The 19,272-nt window shown below is 64.9% G+C and carries 15 protein-coding genes; 9 read left to right on the top strand and 6 right to left on the bottom strand.

The annotated features are described in order from the left end of the window. Positions 1-6: 6 nt before the first annotated feature. Complete coding sequence (locus F7R02_RS01030) at positions 7-843, top strand: class I SAM-dependent methyltransferase (protein ID WP_139371096.1); 837 nt, start codon at positions 7-9, stop codon at positions 841-843. A gap of 233 nt (positions 844-1,076) precedes the next feature. After that, positions 1,077-1,568, top strand: coding sequence for an acyl-CoA thioesterase (locus F7R02_RS01025; protein WP_078591184.1), 492 nt, complete (start codon positions 1,077-1,079; stop codon positions 1,566-1,568). Between the two features lie 207 nt (positions 1,569-1,775). Here F7R02_RS01025 and F7R02_RS01020 read toward each other — a convergent pair whose 3' ends face one another. Beyond that, positions 1,776-2,525, bottom strand: coding sequence for a C40 family peptidase (locus F7R02_RS01020; protein WP_003486867.1), 750 nt, complete (start codon positions 2,523-2,525; stop codon positions 1,776-1,778). A gap of 109 nt (positions 2,526-2,634) precedes the next feature. Continuing rightward, positions 2,635-3,177, bottom strand: a complete 543-nt coding sequence (locus tag F7R02_RS01015) for a C40 family peptidase (protein WP_139371097.1) — start codon at positions 3,175-3,177, stop codon at positions 2,635-2,637. A 109-nt stretch (positions 3,178-3,286) separates the two neighbouring features. On the opposite strand from F7R02_RS01015, the gene F7R02_RS01010 reads away from it, so the two are divergent. The 6 genes from F7R02_RS01010 (at position 3,287) to F7R02_RS00985 (ending at position 9,453) form a co-directional block, all read left to right on the top strand. Beyond that, positions 3,287-3,766, top strand: a complete 480-nt coding sequence (locus F7R02_RS01010) for an FKBP-type peptidyl-prolyl cis-trans isomerase (protein WP_003486870.1) — start codon at positions 3,287-3,289, stop codon at positions 3,764-3,766. Between the two features lie 235 nt (positions 3,767-4,001). Further along, positions 4,002-5,246 (top strand): DUF418 domain-containing protein, encoded by a 1,245-nt coding sequence (locus F7R02_RS01005; RefSeq protein ID WP_078591185.1) that lies wholly within the window; start codon positions 4,002-4,004, stop codon positions 5,244-5,246. Beyond that, positions 5,224-6,504 carry an NAD(P)/FAD-dependent oxidoreductase gene (locus tag F7R02_RS01000; protein ID WP_170914467.1) on the top strand — a complete coding sequence of 427 codons (1,281 nt, stop codon included), beginning with the start codon at positions 5,224-5,226 and terminating at the stop codon, positions 6,502-6,504. The genes F7R02_RS01005 and F7R02_RS01000 overlap by 23 nt, the downstream gene beginning before the upstream one ends. Beyond that, complete coding sequence (gene gorA / locus F7R02_RS00995; RefSeq protein ID WP_078591186.1) at positions 6,501-7,871, top strand: glutathione-disulfide reductase; 1,371 nt, start codon at positions 6,501-6,503, stop codon at positions 7,869-7,871. Before F7R02_RS01000 ends, gorA begins: the two co-directional genes overlap by 4 nt. A 438-nt stretch (positions 7,872-8,309) precedes the next feature. Then, positions 8,310-8,717 carry an MGMT family protein gene (locus F7R02_RS00990; protein ID WP_033480569.1) on the top strand — a complete coding sequence of 136 codons (408 nt, stop codon included), beginning with the start codon at positions 8,310-8,312 and terminating at the stop codon, positions 8,715-8,717. Between the two features lie 40 nt (positions 8,718-8,757). Continuing rightward, the gene (locus F7R02_RS00985; protein ID WP_003486879.1) at positions 8,758-9,453 is read left to right on the top strand and encodes a rhomboid family intramembrane serine protease; all 696 of its coding nucleotides are present in this window, start codon (positions 8,758-8,760) and stop codon (positions 9,451-9,453) included. Positions 9,454-9,672: 219 nt separating this feature from the next. Here the strand turns inward: F7R02_RS00985 and F7R02_RS00980 are convergent, their stop codons facing one another. From F7R02_RS00980 to F7R02_RS00965, 3 genes are all read right to left on the bottom strand, one after another. Next, positions 9,673-11,688: a M13 family metallopeptidase gene (locus tag F7R02_RS00980; protein ID WP_078591187.1), complete on the bottom strand. Its 2,016-nt coding sequence runs from the start codon at positions 11,686-11,688 to the stop codon at positions 9,673-9,675. Positions 11,689-11,869: 181 nt separating this feature from the next. Next, positions 11,870-13,969: a M13 family metallopeptidase gene (locus F7R02_RS00975; RefSeq protein WP_078591188.1), complete on the bottom strand. Its 2,100-nt coding sequence runs from the start codon at positions 13,967-13,969 to the stop codon at positions 11,870-11,872. A 386-nt stretch (positions 13,970-14,355) separates the two neighbouring features. Further along, on the bottom strand, positions 14,356-16,458 hold the full coding sequence (locus F7R02_RS00965; protein ID WP_167520946.1) for a M13 family metallopeptidase: 2,103 nt from the start codon (positions 16,456-16,458) through the stop codon (positions 14,356-14,358). A gap of 448 nt (positions 16,459-16,906) precedes the next feature. Between F7R02_RS00965 and F7R02_RS00960 the strand changes: the two genes are divergently transcribed. Then, a complete protein-coding gene (locus F7R02_RS00960; RefSeq protein ID WP_078591190.1) occupies positions 16,907-18,502 on the top strand; it encodes a phytoene desaturase family protein in 1,596 nt (531 codons plus the stop codon). 229 nt (positions 18,503-18,731) lie between these two features. On the opposite strand, the gene F7R02_RS00955 is transcribed toward F7R02_RS00960, so the two are convergent. Continuing rightward, positions 18,732-19,272, bottom strand: a 541-nt coding sequence (locus tag F7R02_RS00955; protein ID WP_151210035.1) for an IS3 family transposase, incomplete at its 5' end; no start/stop codon positions are given.

Here is a 19,272-nt window from a genome sequence, read left to right as displayed (position 1 = left end):
AGCTTGATGCGTGCCGGATTTCCACACCTGCGCGAACGGCTGCAGCAGTTGCCCGAGCTGGAGCGCATGGATGGCGTGTTGGTGCAGCGCGGCTTGGCCGATGACCCCTTCGAGACGCACTACCTGGAGATCCGGCGCAAGGAAGGCCGACTCTATACCGATGCGCAGGTGCGCAGCCTGCCGCGTCCGGGCGGAAAACTGGGGGCAACGCTGGAATGGCGCGTGCGCGCGCTGTCTAGCAGTTTGCTGGCGCAGCACCTGGCCACGCATGCCGGCGAGGGCGCCATCCTCGAACTCGGTTGCGGCAATGGCTGGCTATCGCACTTGCTGGCGCAGTCGCTGCAACGCGAGGTCTGCGGCATCGACGTCAATCGCACCGAGCTCAGCCAGGCCGCACGCGTGTTCGGCCATGCAACGGGCCTGAGTTTCATCGCTGGCGACATCCAGACCGTGGCACTGCCGCGCGAGGTGTTCGACATCATCGTGCTGCCCGCCTGCGTGCAGTATTTCGCTGATCCTGGCGCGTTGATCGAGCGTTTGCTCGCGCATCTGCGCGAGGATGGCGTGCTGCATATTCTCGATAGCCCGCTCTACGCCACGCCGCAGCAGGGCCAAGAGAGCGCCGCACGCAGCCTGCGCTACTTCACCGAGCTGGGCGTTCCGGAACTGGCTGCGCATTACCACCAGCATACCTACGCGACGTTCGACCGCTTTGCGGTGCAGTGGTTGTTCGACCCGCGTCGTTGGAGCGCCCGTATGCGAAAGGCGCTCGGGTTGCCGCAGCCGCATTTCCCGTGGCTGTGTCTACGCAAGCGGGACAACCTTGAGGTGATTGGCGGTTGAGCGTGCTTGTTGACGTTGTTCGATCACGTGGGGCAGGGGGAGTCGGGCGATCTGACGATGGCGCTGCTCAGGCTCACGGGACGAATTTCAAGGCATCCCGCATCTTGGCTGATGACAGGTCTTTTGCCGATCTTCGTTGCGCTCACGTCGACCGGTATGGCAATCGCGTCGTGGGTACGACGAGTTCCACCCACATGGCACACTTCCAGCTCATCCATTGACGAGGGCGGGCGGTGATTGGCCAACAGCGTGATCTGACATTTCGTTTTCTGGCCGAGCCCAGCGACGTCAACTTCGGCGGCAAGGTGCATGGCGGCGTGGTGATGAAGTGGATCGACCAGGTTGGTTTTGCGGCGGCCAGTGGTTGGAGTGGGCATTACTGCGTCACCGTGGCGGTGGGCGGTATCCGCTTCGTGGCGCCGGTGCGCATCGGCGATCTGGTGGCCGTGTCGGCCAAACTCGTCTACACCGGCCGCAGCAGCATGCATTTCGCGATCGATGTACGCGCGCGCAGTCCGATGGGCGGCGATTCGCGCCTGTGCACGCATTGCATCATCGTGTTCGTGGCGATGGATCCGGACGGGATCACCCCGGTGGGAGTGCCGTCCTGGCGGCCAGATACCCCGGAAGATCAACGCCTGGCGGAATACGCGCTCAAGGTGATGGAGTTGAGCAAGGGCATCGAGGACACCATGGCACGGTACAAGGCCGACGCCTCCCAGTAAGCCGCATCCCGTGTACCGGTAGATCATCTGCCCGATGACGGCGTAGGCGGTGCGGGCAGCGCGGCTCCTGGTGCACCTGGCGCGTGGGCCGGTAGGCGCCGATAGAGGCTGCGCGGTCGCACATGCACGTCGCGGCCCGGTTCCGCGCAACAAAAAGGCCGCGAGATCGTCGCGGCCCTCTTCGAATGAGTCGAAAGCAACCGAGCGTTACAGCACCCGGCGCGCCTGGATGAATTTCTCGCTCCAGTAGCCGCTGGCCAGCGAATCCACGCGCACGTCCTTGCCGCGGCTGGGCGCGTGCAGAAACTTGCCGTCGCCGACCACCAGGCCGACATGGTCGATACGGCCACGCTTGCCGAAGAACACCAGGTCGCCAGCCTTCAGCGCGCTCGGATCCTTGATCAGTTCGGCCGATTCGTCGCGGGCGATGTCGCGCGAGACGCGCGGCAGGTCGATGCCGAGCGCAGTCTTGAATACATAGCCGACCAGGCCGCTGCAGTCGAACCCTTCGGTGGATTCGCCGCCCCAGACGTACGGAGTGCCGAGCAGGGCCATGGCGCGCTGCAGGATCACCTGCACGCGGCTATCGGCCACGGCGTTCTGAGCAGCATTGGCTGCGCTCTGCGACACGTCGTAATTGGCGAGCAGGCGGCTGAGATCGCCAGCGAACATCGCCGAGCGGTCCATCAGCGGAATGGCGTCGTTGGCAGCCAGGTGCGGAAGCAGGGCGGCCAGTGTTGCGGTGGCAGCGGCGTCGGCGCGGCTGCGGGTTGCGGCCTTCTCGGCGGCGACGGCGCTGTCCGGTGTGGTCGTCTGAGGAGCGGATGGCGTGCTGCTGGCGGTCTGCGCGAATGCAGGAAGTGCTGCAATCAACAACGCGGTGGCGCATAGCAGGCGGAGCGGTTTCCGGGGCGGAAGCGGTGCGGCGCCAGGTTTGATCTGTTCGTCGTTCGTCACGCGGGAATCACAGTTCTGCTGTCGATGCGAGATGATGCCCTGGTGAAAGAATTGTTACGTTCAAAAAAAGTTAACTTTCCGTTTTGTGACTTGTGATGTTCATCACATTTTAGTGCAAGACCCGCTTTGAACCTGAATAATGGTCACGCCAGTAAGCTCCATCCAGAAAATCCAAGCGGACCGTACCGCCGGTGGTAGGGGCATGCACGAAGCGGCCTTCACCGACATAAATGCCAACATGGGTCACGTTGCCTCCGGCGCCGAAAAACACCAGATCGCCGGTGGCAAGTCGCTCGGGCGGGATGCGCGGGCCCTGGATCGCGGCCAGTTCGCGCGAGGTGCGCGGTAGCGCCAGGGCCAATACGTCTTGGTAGACATAGGTGACCAGCCCGCTGCAGTCGAAGCCGGTCTGAGGCGTATTGCCGCCAAACCGGTACGGGGTGCCCACCAGCCCCAGCGCGCGCATCAGAATGTTGTTGGCGGCGGCCGGGTCGGCCGGCGGCACCGGCGGCCATACGCGCGCAGCCGGTGGTGGCGCGGCCGGGCGCCGCACTGGCGCATGCGACGAACAGCCGCCCAGGAGCAGCAGGCCCAGCAACAGGCTGGCCGCGGCGCGTCGGGCGCTGGCGGCGAAAACTGGCGTCATATGCATGGAGCCGGGATAATGGGCGGTTCGAAAGGTCGCCATGATGGCGGCGCACCCGGCGGCCGACAAGCCGTCCTCAACCGTCTGCCACCGGGCAGCCCATTCAGAGCCAGGCATGAAGATCGAAAAAGACAGCGTCGTCCGCTTCCATTACACCGTTTCGGAGATCGGCCAGGAGCCGATCGAGAGCTCCAAGGAGCGTGACCCGTTGGCGATCATGATCGGCCACGGCAACATCATCCCGGGCCTGGAAGCGGCCATGATGGATAAGGAAGCCGGCGAGAGCTTCGGCGTTGACGTCAAGGCCACCGAAGCCTATGGCGAATACCGCGAAGGCCTGAGCCAGCGCGTGCCCAAGAAGCATTTCGGCGCCACCAAACTGGTGCCCGGCACCCAGGTCGTGCTGCAGACCAACTTCGGCCCGCGCGCAGTGACGGTGCAGAAGGTCGGCATGAGCGTGGTCGATGTGGACCTCAATCACCCGATGGCCGGCAAGGATCTGCATTTCGACGTGGAGATCGTCGAAGTGCGCGAAGCCACCGCGGAAGAACGCGACCACGGCCATGTGCACGGCGACGGCGGTCATCACCACTAAGGTCGGTCACGCACGCACGCGCTCGCGTGGCGGTTGGACGGGTGGGACGCATGCGCACCACTGACGTAGGCCGGCCATCCGGCGCGACGGTGGTGCATGCGCGCCACACGCACATCGGCCCATGCCTGTGGGTTGCCGCGGTGCGTGCATGATTGCTGTTCCTGACGGCCCGCCCCATCGGCGGGCCGTTTGCATTCTGCGGCGCGCGCCGCCGCATCTGGTTGCCTGAGCCGTGATGACATCCCGCGACGTGCTGCTTCCCATTGCTGCGACCGAACGCATCGTCGTGCTGGATGTCCTGCGCGGCGTGGCGCTGCTGGGCATCCTGCTGATGAACATGGAAGCCTTCGTCGGGCCGCTCGATCTGGCCATGACCGGCGTGGAGCCGCATTGGCATGGCGCCGACCGGGTTGCCGATGCGCTGGTCTACGTGTTCGTGCAAGGCAAGTTCTACACGCTGTTTTCGCTGTTGTTCGGCATGGGCTTTGCGGTGATGGCGCAGCGCGCCGCACAGGCCGGGCGCGCATTCTTCGGCCTGTATCTACGCCGCACCCTCGGGCTCTTGGCGATCGGGCTTGGCCATGCATTGCTGGTGTGGTCCGGCGATGTTCTGGTGACCTATGCCCTGCTGGCGTTGCTGCTGCTGAGCGCGCGCAACGTGCCGACGGTGACGCTGCCGTGGTTCGCTGCATTGGTGTACCTGTGTGCACCTGGGTTGACCCTGCTGTATGGCGTGGCAGGCGAGCTGGCGCAGGCCGATCCTGCCGCGACGGTGCAGTGGAAAGCGGCGATGGCCGACGCCGCGCAGCAGGCGCTGGCGAATGTGCAGGCGCAGCGCGCCGCATTCGGCAGTGGCACTTACCTGCAAGCGACGGTGCAGCGCTGGCATGACTTTCAGGAAGCGATGACCGGCCTCAGCATCAACGGCCCGGCCATGCTCGGCATGTTCCTGCTCGGTGGCTGGTTCGTGCGCAGCGGTGCGATCGCCACGCCCGAGCGCTTCCCACGCTTGTTTGCGACGCTACGCTATGGCGTATTGCCGCTCGGGCTGGGCGTGATGCTGGCAAGTTATGCGTTGGAGCCGTGGATCGATCCGGCGCGTCTGGACCTGCGCCTGTCCGGCGCCTTCGCGCTGTCGCTGATTGCAGGGCCGTTGATGTGCCTGGGCTACGCCGCATGGGTGGTGCGCCTGGCATCGCGCCTGGCATGGCTTGCGCCAGCAGGGCGGATGGCATTGAGCAACTATCTGCTGCAATCGCTGGTCTGCACCGGCATCTTCTACGGCTACGGGCTGGGCTATTTCGAACAGCTGCCGCGGGTGTGGCAACTGCCGTTCGCACTGGCACTGTTCGCGCTGCAGGTGCTGCTGAGCCGGTGCTGGCTGCACTGGTTCCGCTTCGGGCCGATGGAATGGCTATGGCGCAGCGTGACCTATCTGCAGGTGCCGCCGATGTGGCGTGGCGCCGGGCGCGCCGGGTAGCGCCTGCATGCACGGCAGCCGCGATGATGTGCTGGTGATCGGCGCGGGCGCGATTGGCCTGGCCACCGCGCTGGCACTTGTCGAAGCGGGCCGGCAGGTGCGTGTGCTCGATGCCGGTGCGACTGGGGCGGCGACCTCCTACGGCAATTGCGGCACCATCACGCCGAGCCATGCACCGCCGCTGGCGGCGCCCGGCATGATCGCGCAGGCACTGAAATGGATGTTCACCCCGGATGCCCCGCTGTATATCCCGCCCCGTCTGGATCCGGAGTTGTGGCGCTGGCTACTGCGCTTCGCACGGCGCTGCAATGCACGCGATTGGCAGTCCAGTGCACAGGCGCGGGCGGCGCTGTTGCGCGATGCGCGGCAGCGTTTCGACGCGTGGGTGGCGCGGTACGCGCTGGAGTGCGAGTTTCGCAACGACGGGCTGGATTACGTGTTCGGCGATGCGCGCCGCTTTGCGCAATACCGCGACGAATGCGCGCTGCTGGCGCAGTGGGGTATCCGGGCAGAGGTCATCGATGGTGCGGACTATATGCGTCAGGATCCCGCATTTCGCGATGGGGTCGCTGGCGCGATCCACTTCCCGGGCGATGCGCATCTACGCCCGGAGCAATACACCGCAGAGCTTGCGAGAGTGCTGCGCGCACGTGGCGGGGTGATCGATGCGCACTGCCGCGTGCAGGCAATCGTGCCCGATGGAGGCGGCAGCTGCGTGCAGACCGAGCACGGCAAGCGCCGTGCGCGCGAGGTGGTGATCGCAACCGGACCATGGTCGCCGGCGCTGGCGGCGCAACTTGGTCTGCGCCTGCCGGTGCAGGCCGGCAAGGGCTATTCGATTACCTACAGCGCGCCGCATCTGATGCCGCGTCGCCCGGTGGTGTTGAAGGACCGCTGGGTGTTCGTGGTGCCGTGGCGCGACCGCCTGCGCATCGGCAGCACGATGGAATTTTCCGGGCGCGATACGCAGCTCAATGCCACGCGCCTGGCTGCGTTGGAGCGCGCGGCGGCCGACTATCTGCATACGCCATGCGGACCTGCAGTGATCGAACGCTGGTACGGATGGCGGCCGATGACCTGGGACGACGTGCCGGTGTTGGGCGCGGTGCCAGGCCATCCTCACGTCTGGCTCGCAGCCGGGCATGGCATGCTCGGCATCAGCATGAGCACTGCAAGCGGACAATTGATGGCCGACCTGATCACGGGCCGCGCACCTGCGCTGGACCCGCATCCTTACCGGGCGGAGCGTTTCGCATGAGTGCGCGTTACGACTACGACGTGGTGATTCTGGGCGGCGGGTCCGGCGGCCTCGCGGCGGGATTTCGCGCGGCAAAACATGGCGCGCGCGTGGCGATCATAGAGCCCGACGAATTGGGCGGCACCTGCGTCAATCTCGGTTGCGTGCCGAAGAAGGCGATGTGGCTGGCCGCCGATCTGGCCGGCAAGATCGAGTTGGCCAGCGCCTTGGGATTCGATGTGCCGCGCCCGACGTTGGCCTGGCAGGAGCTGGTCACGCATCGGCAGGGGTACATCGCCAACATCCACGCCAGCTATCGACGCCGCCTCAACGAAGATGGCGTGGTCTTGATCCCGCAGCGCGGCGTATTGCAGGACCGCCATACCGTCATGGACAGCGACGGCGTGCCGGTAACCGCCGGGCACATCGTGATCGCCACTGGCGCGCACGCGTTACGCCCGGACGTGGAGGGCGCAGAGCATGGCGAGGTCTCCGACGATTTCTTCAATCTCTGCCATGCGCCCGAGCAGGTCGCGATTATCGGCGGCGGCTATATCGCGGTGGAAATCGCCGGGCTGCTGCAGGCCTTGGGGAGCCGCGTGCATCTATTCGTGCAGGGCGAGCGCTTGCTGGAACGCTTCGATGCGGAACTGACCTTGCAGTTGGCCGACAACCTGCGCCATCTGGGCGTGCGGCTGCACTTCGGTTTCACCACCACCGCATTGGAGCGCGATATGCACGGTGCGCTGCGCGTGCATGGGCATTCCGTACATCCGCGCGAGCAGGGCAACGACGTCTTCGACAAGGTGTTTTTCGCGGTGGGCCGCCGCGCCAATACCGCAGGGCTGGGTCTGGACACCGTGGGTGTTGCGCTTGGCGACAAGGGCGAAGTGGTGGTGGACGACAGGCAGACCACCAACGTGCCCAATATTCACGCAATCGGCGATGTGGGCGGCAAGGTCGGACTGACGCCGGTGGCGATTGCGGCGGGGCGCAAGCTGATGGACCGCCTGTTCGGTCACCAACCGGATGCGCGCATGGATTACGAAGACGTGCCCAGCGTGGTGTTTTCGCACCCGCCGCTTGGCAATGTCGGGCTCACCGAAGAACAGGCGCGTGCGCGCTACAACGGGGCGGTGCGCGTGTACCGCAGCAATTTCCGCCCGATGCTGCACGCACTGGCCGACGCGCCGCAGCGCAGCCTGTTCAAGCTGGTGTGCGTGGGCGAAGAAGAACGTGTGGTCGGCGTGCATCTGCTGAGTGAAAGCGCCGACGAAATGCTGCAAGGCTTTGCGGTGGCGGTGAAGATGGGCGCGACCAAGCGCGACTTCGACGAAACCGTGGCGATTCATCCCACCTCGTCTGAAGAGGTTGTGTTGATGCACTGAGCGTTGCTTGCGCCATGGTGCCGCCGCCGCTGTCGATAATTGGTTGCCATGTGGCGGCGCATAAGGCGATGCCTTGATCGATGCCAGGCTGCGATATCCAGTGGCAGACGTACCCTCATCCGGAACTGCGCGCCACCTTAGTCTCCGTAGGGGGGGGCAGTGTCTCGATGGGAAGGATTGAAGCGTCTCTCCCATGGATGAGGGGTTGGGGGTAAGGGTTCGGTAGAAGCGACTTATTAATCCCCTCGATCTGATATTCAAGCTTTTTGTATTTTTTACCCGGGGGCGATGTCGACTTATTGCGTTGCCTCATTGGTTTGCTTGCTTCGCCCGTACCCTCACCCCAGCCCCTCTCCCCGGGGGAGAGGGGCTGGCAAGTTTCCCTTCGCGTGCAAGCCGATCCGCACACGCACGCCGATCAGCTGGCATGCTTGCACGATGCCCACATCTCGCCATCCAACGCCGCGCGGCACTGCCGGCCCGCCTGTGCGTGCCGGCTCCAAGGGTGAGTCACTGTCCGGCGAGCAGGCGCGGCTGCGGATTGTCCAGATAATCCGCACAATTCCCGCGGGCGAGGTCGCCGGTTATGGGGAAGTTGCCCGGCGCGCCGGCCTGCCGGGCCGTGCGCGTCTGGTGGCACGCGTGCTCAGCGGCAACGACGACCCAAAGCTTCCCTGGCATCGCGTATTGCGTAGCGATGGCCGGATTGCCTTGCCCGAAGGCTCGGCAGGCTACCGGGAGCAATGCCAGCGCCTGCGCGCCGAGGGCGTCCAGGTGGAACGGGGCCGTGTGCGCCGGGCCAGCGCCGCACAGCGGCTGGATGCGGCCGTGTGGGGGCCTTCATAAGCCTGCCGTTATCATCGGCAGCATTCCGAAGGAAGCCACCATGCCTCAACTACCGCCCATCACCAAAGCATTACTGATCGCCAACATCGGCTTGTTCCTGCTGCAATGGGCGGTGGGCGACCTGGGCGCCGGCGTGTTGCCATCGGACAGCGTGTTGTCGTGGCTGATGTTGTGGCCGCTGTCCAACGGTTTCGATGCATTTTCGCCGGGCGCCAGCTTCATGCCGTGGCAGCTGCTGACCTACGCGTTCCTGCATGGCGGCTTCAACCATCTGTTTTTCAACATGCTGGCGCTTTTCATGTTTGGCGCGCCGTTGGAACAGACCTGGGGCCAGAAGCGCTTTCTTACCTACTACCTCGTGTGCGTGGCCGGCGCCGGGCTGTGCCAGTTGTTGATGGCCTGGTTCACGCAAAGCGGTGCGCCGGTCGTGGGCGCATCGGGTGGCGTGTTCGGTTTGCTGCTGGCGTACGGAATGCTGTTCCCCAATCAGCGCGTGATGCTGCTGTTCCCGCCGATTCCAATGAAGGCGCGGACCTTCGTGATCGTGTTCGGCGCAATCGAGTTATTGCTGGGGGCGACCGGTTGGCAGCCTGGCGTGGCCCACTTCGCGCATCTGGGCGGCATGCTGTTCGGCTGGCTGATGATCCGCTACTGGCGCGGCCAGTCGCCATTCGGCGGCAGCGGCGGAAGGAAGGGCGGTGGGAAGCGCAAGCCGCCGTTACGCGTGGTGCGTTGAGTCGGGCAATGCTGCTTCGTTGCGCGTGATCCGTAGGAGCGGCCTTGGCCGCGATGGGCATCATCGGGAACACCTCAGCGCGGCCAGGGCCGCTCCTACATGGATGGACGTCGCAGAAGCCAGCACGGATCGTAGCTGACACGCTTTCCCGCGAATGCCACAGACAAAGAAAGAGCGCGGGATCCGCGCTCTTTTTTGATTGCCTAACCTCGGCGAGGATCAGCGCCAGACTTTGATCTGGTCCGCATCCACGCGCTGCATCGGTTGGCCGGCCTTGCAGCTGAACGTTGCACCGAACTCGGGCAGGTTCGAAAGCGGGCCGTTGGTGCGCCACTGGCCCGGTGCGCGGATGTCGGCGCTTGCGCGCTGTACCGCTTCGTTGGGCGACAACTGCTGCGCCCACAGCCCGGCCCAGGCAGTGAAGAAGGCCTGCTTGTCGGCCTCGGTGGCTGCCGGCTGCGCTTTGCTGAATGCCTGCCAGGCCAATTCGACGCCGGCCAGATCGGCCAGGTTCTCTTCGGCGGTCTGCGCACCATTGACCTTGGCGTTGGGCACGCCCGGATACGGGTAGGCCGAGAACTGCGTGGCGACCTTGTTGGTCAGCATCGTCCAGCTCGCCTTTTCGGCCGGCGTCCACCAGCTGCGCAATTCACCCTTGGCATCGACCAGCGAGCCCTTGGCATCGATCGCACGGGTGATCTCGTGTGCGACCAGCGCACCGTACGCACCGTACTGCGCCGCCTGCGTTCCGCCGGTGGTCAACACCGGCGCCTGCAACACGGCGGCAGTGACGATCAGGCGGTTCTGCGCGATGTCGTAGGCCACCGCCGGCTGTTGCGGCAGCACGTCCCAGCGACGGTCGGCGTTGCCCTTGCCGATGCGCTTCATCTCTTCGCGGTGGCGCCAGGTCGAGGCGATCAGCATATTACCGCCGAAGCTGCCGCGCCCCATCGGCTGCACGGTGTAATCCAGGTCGCGTCGCGGCGCGCCGACTTCGATCTTCATCGCAGCCAGCTTGGCCTTGGCTTCGGCCACCACCTCGCCGTTGCCCCAACCGGTGCGCTCCAGCGCGGCCAGCTGCGCATCGCGCACCTGGTCGGCGATGGCTTCGGCCTGGCGACGGGTGTCGCTGCTCAGATAACGCGACACGTACTCGCGGCCGAGCATCGGGCCGGCGGCCACGTTGATCGCGTCCAGCACCTGCTGCCAACGCTGCGGCGACACCGCATCGCCACGCAGCAGACGGCCGCGGAACTGGTATTCGGCATCGTGGAAGCTCTTGGACAGGTACGGCGCCATCGCATCGCCCACGCGCCAGCGCAGGTAGGCCTTCCACTGGTCCGGCTTGATGCTGACGATCATGCTGTCGAGTTGCTTGAACATGGCCGGGTCGGCCATCGACACCAGGTCGTCCTTGACGCCTTGCGCTTCCAGAAAGTCGGCCAGGCGCAGGTTCTTGTACTGCTTGCCCAGTTCCTTGGTGGCGATCGGTGCGTAGTTGTTGAACGGGTTGTTGATGCCCTGCACCGACTGCGCGCTACGCGCCAGCGCGGTTTCGATCTGCAGCACGGAGGCGGCGTCGGCGTCGAGCTTGTCGGCGGCGGTGCCGGTGAGCGCCAGGATCTGCTTGACGTAGGCGCGGTAGCGGCCCATCAGCGCCTGGGTGTCGGCGTCGGTGCGGGTGTAGAAGGCCGGGTCGGGCAGGCCCATGCCGCCCTGCATGAAGTAGCCGATATGGCGATCGAGCGCCTTCAGGTCCACGTCCGGGCCGAAATTGAAGCCGACCGGAATACCGACCTGATGCAACGCGGCGATGGAAGCGGGCACATCCTTGGCCTTCTTGATCGCGTCGATGCGCGAGAGCAGGGGGGCGATCGGGTTGGAGCCGTCCTTTTCGACAGCCGCCTCGTCCAGGCCGCTGGCCCAGAAATCGCCAAGCAGCTTCTGCACGTTGCCCTGCGGGGACTTCATCGATGCGTCGAGCAACTCGCGCTGCTGCTGCAGGGCGCGCTCGGACAATTGACCCAGCGCGGTGACGGCGCCGGCCTGCGGCACGGGGTTGGCCTTGAGCCAGCTGGCGTTGGCGTAGTCGTAGAAATTGGTGCAGGCCGCCGAGACGGCCGGAGCCTTGGGCGCCGCGGCCTTCTTCTTGCGAGCGGCGTCGGCGTCGGGGGCGGACAGCAGCGAGATCAGGCTGAAGCCAAGAGCGAGGGCAAGCGGACGAATGGTGGGCATCGAGAAGAAGGGTGGCCAGATTGAAGTCGGCGGAGTTTAGCAAGGCTGCGTGCCGCGCAGGCAGGCGCGCGCGCCGGTTCGTGCTCGCTGCCGGCCGCTTGCATGAATGCGACAGGCCCGCGCGTGCGGGCCCGTGCCGGGTGCCATCGTGGTGGAAGCGCTTGCCGCCGCCTGTGCAGGCTTACCAGATCACCACGCGGTCTTGTTCTGGCCGCACCATCGCATCGCCGGCCTTGCAGGAAAATGCCTTGGCGAAAGAGGGCATGTTCGAGGGCGGGGCAATGGCGCGCAGGTTGTCCGGCGCATGCGGGTCGCTCGCCAGGTAGACCAGCTGCTGCTGCTCGCGTGTCTGCCCACGCCAAGTGCGTGCGTAGTTCAGGAAAAAGCGTTGATCCGGGCTGTACCCGTCGATCGCGATGGCGCGTTCCGGGTGCGCGCGCAGATCTGCCTGCAACGCATCGTAGGCGACGTTGAGGCCGCCCAGATCGGCGATGTTCTCGCCCAGGCTGAGCTTGCCATTGACGTGCACCGTAGGGTGGTCGGGTAGCGGCACGTAGGCATCGAACTGTTTGATCAGTCGGTCGGCACGCTGCTCGAAGGCCTTGCGATCCTGCGGCGTCCACCAGACGACATTGTTGCCGGCGCCGTCGAACTGCCTGCCCTCATCGTCGAAGCCGTGCGTGGCTTCATGCCCGATCACCGCGCCGATGCCGCCGTAGTTCAAGGCATCGTCTGCGCTGGCGTCGAAGAACGGCGGCTGCAGAATTCCGGCCGGGAAATTGATGGAATTTGTGCTGGGGTTGTAATACGCATTGACGGTCTGCGGCGTCATCGACCAACGCATGCGGTCGGTGGGTTTACCGATCCGGGCGATGTTGTCGTGATAGTTGAACTTCGCTGCCGCCTGTAGGTTGCGGTAATACGCGCCGGGCACGATCTCCAGCCCCGACCAGTCGCGCCAGGTGTCGGGGTAGCCGATTTTTGGCAGGAATGTTTGCCACTTGGCGATGGCCTTGGCTTTGGTTTCCGGGCTCATCCAGTCGACGCGTTCGATGCGTGCCTTGAGCGCGGCACGCACGTTGTCGACCAGGTCGCTGGCACGCTGTTTTGCTTCCGGCGTGAACACCTTGGCGACGTAGAGTTGCCCCAGCCCTTCGCCCATTGCGCCGTTGACCGTGCGCAATACGCGTTTCCAACGTGGCTGCTGTTCGGGTTGCCCGGATAGCGTTTTGCCGTAGAAGGCGAAGTTGTTGTCGACGAACGCCTTGCTGAGCTGCCTGGATGCATCGTCGATGGTGTGGAAGCGCAGGTAGGCCTGCCATTGTGCGATCGGAGCATTCGCCAGCTGACGATCGAATTCAGCGAAGAACCGCGGCTGCGACAGGGAAAAGCCGGCACCGCTGTCGAGGCCTTGCACAGCGAAGAAATTGCTCCATGCAAAGTGCGGCGTGAGTTTGTCGGCCTCGGCCGTGCTGACGAAGTGATACTGGTTCTTGGGGTCGCGCGCCTCGGTGCGTGTGAGCGAGGCGGCCGCCAGCCGCGTTTCGAGCGCCAGGACCTGGCTCGCCTGCGCCTTGGCGGCATCGGCGGTGCTGCCGGTGAGTTCGAAGGATTTGGCGATATACGCCAGATATGCCTTCCGAATGGGCGCGTATTCGGGCGCGGTGTAGTACTCCTTGGTCGGCAGGCCTAGCCCATCTTCCTGCGCGAACCCGATCTGCCTGTCTGCATGTTTGAAGTCGGCAGCCGCTCCGAAGTCGAAGACATGCTTATCGCCTTCGGCAAAACGATGAGTGATGTAGTCGGCAACGGCCTTGCCTGAGGTCAGCGCGGCGATGGCGTCGAGCTGTGGCTTGATCGGCTGGTCGCCAGCCGCTTCGATGGCCGCTTCATCCATGCCCGAGGCGTACAGCATGCCGATCTTGTGGGCGACAGGATTGGGTTGGGTACCCGACTGCGTTGCGGCGTCTTCGACAATCTGGCGTTGGGTGGTCAGGCTGTTCTCCACGAGCACGTCGGTGACGCTCCAACTGGTGCGGTCGGCCGGGATGGGATTGGCTTTTTTCCAACGGCCATTGACGAAATCGTCCAGGTTCTGGCACGCGCTGGTGGTTGCATCCAGTTCGCCGATATCGAACGCAGGTTTCGCTGCCGCTGGCGTCGCTGCGGGTGCCGAGGTTGCGGTTTTTTCCGGTGTGCTGCTGTTTTGCGCTTCGCGTTGGCAGCCTGTCAGGGCGACCAGCAGGGCAAGGGCAAGCGTGGAGGTCTTGGTCGGTGACATGGGCGCCAGTGGCTGGGATAAACGCCGAGCATAAGCGGACCCATCAACAGGAGCGCACGTGTTGAGGTTTGTTGAGGCTTGCATGCAGGCGCGATTGCAGATCGCACCGCATTGCAGCTGGTGTTTGCGGGTCTTGCGTACAGCCTGCGCTTGCGGCCAGGCGCAGCGATGGCGTGGCAGCAGGATGTGCGTTGTACGCGTTGGTCGGCACGCGTCTGGCGACGTGTGTGTGCAGGAAAGGTCATCCATTGTCGGGGCATGGCCTGCATCGGTCGTTGGCGCCGGTTGGCGGATATGGAAAAGACGATGCGGGAAATACCGGGCATACAAAGAAAACGGGCGGCCGTCTTTCGATGGCCGCCCGTCGTTTTACCGCGACTGCGCAATTACCAGATCACGACCTGCTTGTCGCCCTGGCGCACCATCGCATCGCCCGCCTTGCACGAGAACGCGGCGGCGAATGCCGGCATGTTCGACGGTGCGCCGATGGCGCGGAAGTTCGCCGGTGCATGCGGGTCGGTCTTCAGGCGCACGACCAGTTCTTCCGGGGTGAAGTTGCGACGCCACACCGTGGCCCAGTTCAGGAAGAAGCGCTGGTCGCGGGTGATGCCGTCGGTCTTGGGGTCGTCCTTGCCGGCAGTGGCGGCCTTCATGGCGTCGTAGGCGGTGTTCAGGCCACCCAGGTCGGCGATGTTTTCGCCCAGGGTCAGGTCGCCCTTGACCTTGTCGCCGGCCGGCGTGCGGTAGCCATCGAACTGCGCCACCAGCTTGCCGGTGCGTGCCTTGAACGCGTCCAGATCCTTCTGCGTCCACCAACCCGGATCGGGGATGAAGTTGCCATCGGCGCCGAAGCGGCTGCCCTGGTCGTCGTAACCGTGGGTCATCTCATGGCCGATCACTGCACCGATGCCGCCGTAGTTCATTTCCTCCGGCGCATTCGGGTCGAAGAACGGCGGCTGCAGGATGGCGGCCGGGAACACGATTTCGTTCTGCAGCGGGTTGTAGTACGCGTTGACCGTCTGCGGGCTCATGCCCCATTCGGTCTTATCCACCGGCTTGCCGATCTTGGACAGGTTCCACTTGTAGTTGAACTCCTGGGCGGCCATCACGTTGCCCAGGTAGCTGTCGCGGCCGGTGCTCAGGCCGTTCCACTCACGCCACTTTTCCGGATAGCCGATCTTGGGCGTGAAGCTCTCCCACTTGGCGATGGCCTTGGTCTTGGTCTCCGGGCTCATCCAGTCCAGCTTTTCGATGCGGGCCTTCAGCGCGGTACGCAGATTGGTCACCAGGGTTTCCATCTTGGCCTTGGAATCGGCCGGGAAGGCGACCTTGACGTACAGCTGGCCCAGCGCTTCGCCGGCCTGGCCGTTGATGGTGGCCAGCACGCGCTTCCAACGCGGCTTGATTTCCTTCTGGCCGCGCATGGTCTTGTTGTAGAACGCAAAGTTCTCATCGACGAACGGCTGGCTCAGGAACGGCGAAGCGCCATCGACGGTGTGGAAGCGCAGGTACGCGCGCCAGATCGCCGGGTCGGTGTCGGCGATCATCTTGCTCACTTCCTGGTGGAAGGCCGGGATCGCCAGCGAGAACATCTCCGGTGTGGCCACGCCCTGCGACTTGAAGAACTCGGTCCACGACCAGTTCGGGGTCAGCTTGTCGGCCTCGGCCGGCGAGATCGGGTTATAGGCCAGCGAGGCGTCGCGCGACATCTGGGTGCTGGTCTTGGAGACCTTGGCCAGGCGGGTTTCGAAAGCGACCACTTGCTTGGCCTGCGCGGCGGCATCGGCCGCAGCCACGCCGGACAGTTCCAGCACCTTGGCCACGTGCGCCTGATACGCCTCCAGCTTGGCCTTGTTGGCGGGGCTGGTGTAGTACTCCGGGTCCGGCAGGCCCAGGCCGCCCTGCATGGCATAGGCGATGTTCTGGCTGGACTTCTTGAAGTCCGCTTCGGCGCCGAAGCCGAAAAGCGCGTTGTTGCCCTTGGCCGCGCTGCTGCGCAGATAGTCGACCAGCTTGGCCTGGTCGCTGATGGCGTCGATGGTGGCCAGCTCCGGCTTCAGCGGCTCGATGCCCTGTGCGTTGATCTTGGCTTCGTCCATGCCGGTCGACCACAGGTCGCCGACGATCTTCTCTACGCCGGTGGCCTTGCTGTCGGCGGCGGCCTGTTCCATCAACTGCCGCTGGATCGCATTGGAGCGCTCGTCGAGCATCTCGAACGCGCCCCAGCTGGTGCGATCGCTCGGCACGGGGTTGGCGGCCAGGAACTTGGCATTGGCGTAGGCGTTCAGATCGGTACAGGCATTGCTGTTGGGGTCCAGGTCGGCCGCGGTGAACTGGTTCACTGCCGGCAGCTTGCTCTGGTCCAGGGTCAGCGTCTTGGGTGCCGCCGGGGTGGCGGCCGCGGTGTCGCCCGCCGGGGCCGCAGGTGCGGCGTCTTCGGACTTCTTGCAACCGCTCAGGGCGGTGGCCACGGCCAGGGTCAGCGTCAATAAATGAGGTGTACGAATCACGAAGGACTCCAGAGGCATCAATGGGAAGCCCCGTCGCCGGGGCCGTGGCCGGCACTCTACGCCTCGCCAGCCGGATGGCATGGTGTCGAAGGTCATGGGTGCGGGGCGTAGGGGCCGGGCGAGGCACCAGCTTTTAGGGCGCGGTGGTGCATTACACGAGTTGAGCCGCCCCGTCATCGCCAACAGGCAACGGCGGCACTGCCGATCACACAACGTGCAGCTGCCGGCTGGACGCATCGGTGGACTCAACCTCGAATCATCGCGCGCGGCACTTGCTGCAGCAAACACCAGCCGCACTTTGCAGCGGCTGTTCCTCGCCTACCACTGCACGCGCCGGCGCGGTGTTGCGTCGATAGCGACGGGCGGGCGTGCATGCGCTGCCGCTGCCAGATGGTGGGCGCGGGTGAGCGGTGCTATATACCGGTGCATGGCCATCGCCTCTGAACCCCTGGATGCCCTGATCATCGGCGCCGGCCACAACGGGCTGGTGTGCGCTGCCTATCTGGCCAGGGCCGGCAAACGGGTGCTGGTGCTGGAAGCGCGCGAGGTGGTCGGCGGTGCGGCGGTGACCGAGGAGTTTCATCCCGGTTTCCGCAATTCGGTGGCGGCGTACACGGTGTCGTTGCTGCAGCCCAGGGTCATCGCCGATCTGGCACTGGAGCGCCATGGCTTGCGGGTGGTGCCGCGACGCATCAACAACTTTCTGCCGTTGCCGAACGGCGACTATCTGCTTGCCGGGGCAGGGCGCACGGCACAGGACGTCGCCAGGTTCTTAGCGCGGGATGCGGCTGCCTTGCCCGCCTACGAAGCGCGATTGGAGCAACTGGCCGATGTATTGCGTGCGCTAGCCTTGCAGCCACCGCCCGATGTCACCGATGGCGGCTGGCTGCAGGCACTGCCGCAGCTATGGCGGGCAGGCAAGCTTGGGCTGCAGTTGCAGGGCCTGTCGTTGACGTTGCGCCAGGAGCTGTTGGACCTGTTTACGATTTCAGCGGCCGAGTATCTGGATCGCTGGTTCGAAAGCGCGCCGATCAAGGCCTTGTTCGGCTTCGATGGCATCGTCGGCAATTACGCCAGCCCTCACACGCCGGGCACCGCATACGTGTTGTTGCACCACGTGTTCGGGCAGAGCAATGGGGTCAAGGGGGCGTGGGGCCACGCCATCGGTGGCATGGGCGCGATCACTCAGGCCATGGCCGCCAGCGCGCGCGAGCACGGGGCGCAACTGCGTACCGGCTGCGCGGTGGAGCGCGTGCTGGTAGAGCAGGGGCATGCGGTCGGTGTCGTCACGACCGCTGGCGAAACCGTCCGCGCTCGCGCGGTCGTGGCCAACGTCAACCCGAAACTGCTGTATCAGCGCCTGATGCGGCCAGACGACGTGCCTGCGACAACGCGCGAACGTATTGCGCATTACCGCTGCGGGTCGGGCACCTTCCGCATGAATGTCGCGCTCTCGCGCCTGCCGGACTTCACGGCATTACCCGGCAATGGCGATCATCTGACCGCCGGCATCATCCTGGCGCCGAGCCTGGACTACATGGACCGCGCCTGGCACGACGCGCGCGCTTTCGGGTGGTCGCGTGAGCCGGTGGTCGAACTGCTCATTCCCAGCACCCTGGACGACACCCTTGCGCCACCTGGCCAGCATGTCGCCAGCCTGTTCTGCCAGCACGTGGCGCCGCAACTGCCCGACGGCAGGCGGTGGGACGATCACCGCGAAGAGGTGGCCGATCTGATGATCGCCACGGTGGAGCGCTACGCGCCTGGGTTCGCCACATCGGTACTGGGCCGGCAAGTGCTGAGCCCGCTCGATCTGGAACGCATCTTCGGCCTGGTGGGCGGCGACATCTTCCACGGCGCCCTCAGCCTCAATCAGCTGTTCAGCGCACGCCCGCTACTGGGCCAGGGGGCGTATCGCGGCGCGGTGCCAGGGCTGTATCTGTGCGGCTCCGGGACCCATCCCGGTGGAGGCGTGACGGGTGCGCCTGGGCATAACGCGGCGCGGGTGATCTTGGGTGGGTGAGAACTCGCCTTGGACACTCCGTGCATAGAAAAAAGGCCTCGGAAACCGAGGCCTTGGAGTAACCAACATCATCCCTGGAAGCGTCGCATGGACGCATCCAGTGTCCTGCGATTAGAAGTCGTAGGAAGCAGATAGACGCAGATAACGCGGCGTGTTGTAGCTGTAGTCCTGCAAACCAATGCCATAGGTGTTGGACCCGACGTCCCCCCACCCTGAGTAGTGGTTTGGTTTAGAGTCCGGGGGTAATGATATCGGTGTTTGCCAGATGTTGGGCATAAGCAGCCGGGGTCATGCCGCCGATCGCCTTCTTGGGTCGGTCCTCGTTGTATTCGCGTCGCCAGCGTTCGATTTCGGTGCGCGCGTGCAGCAGTGTCGGGAACCAGTGCTCGTTGAGGCATTCGTCGCGTAGTCGGCCATTGAAGGATTCGACGTAGGCGTTCTGGTTCGGTTTGCCGGGTTGGATCAGCCGCAACTGCACGCCACGGGCATGCGCCCAGGCGACCATCGCCTTACCGCAAAACTCCTTGCCATTGTCGGTACGGATGACGTGAGGCAAACCGCGACTGTGTGCCAACCGATCCAGCACGCGCGTCACCCCGTGCCCGCAGATCGCGCGCTCCACCTCGATGGCGACCGCTTCGTGGGTTGCATCGTCCACGATCACCAGACACTTGATCACTCGGCCTTCGGCGGTGCGGTCGAACACGAAATCCATCGACCACACCTGGTTGGCCTGCGATGGCCGCAGCAGCGGCTGACGCTCGCCTATT

It is taken from the genome of Xanthomonas cissicola (genome assembly GCF_008801575.1).
GTDB lineage: Bacteria > Pseudomonadota > Gammaproteobacteria > Xanthomonadales > Xanthomonadaceae > Xanthomonas > Xanthomonas cissicola.
The sequence above is the reverse complement of the archived record's forward strand: the minus strand, read 5'-3'. Positions and strand labels throughout refer to the sequence as shown.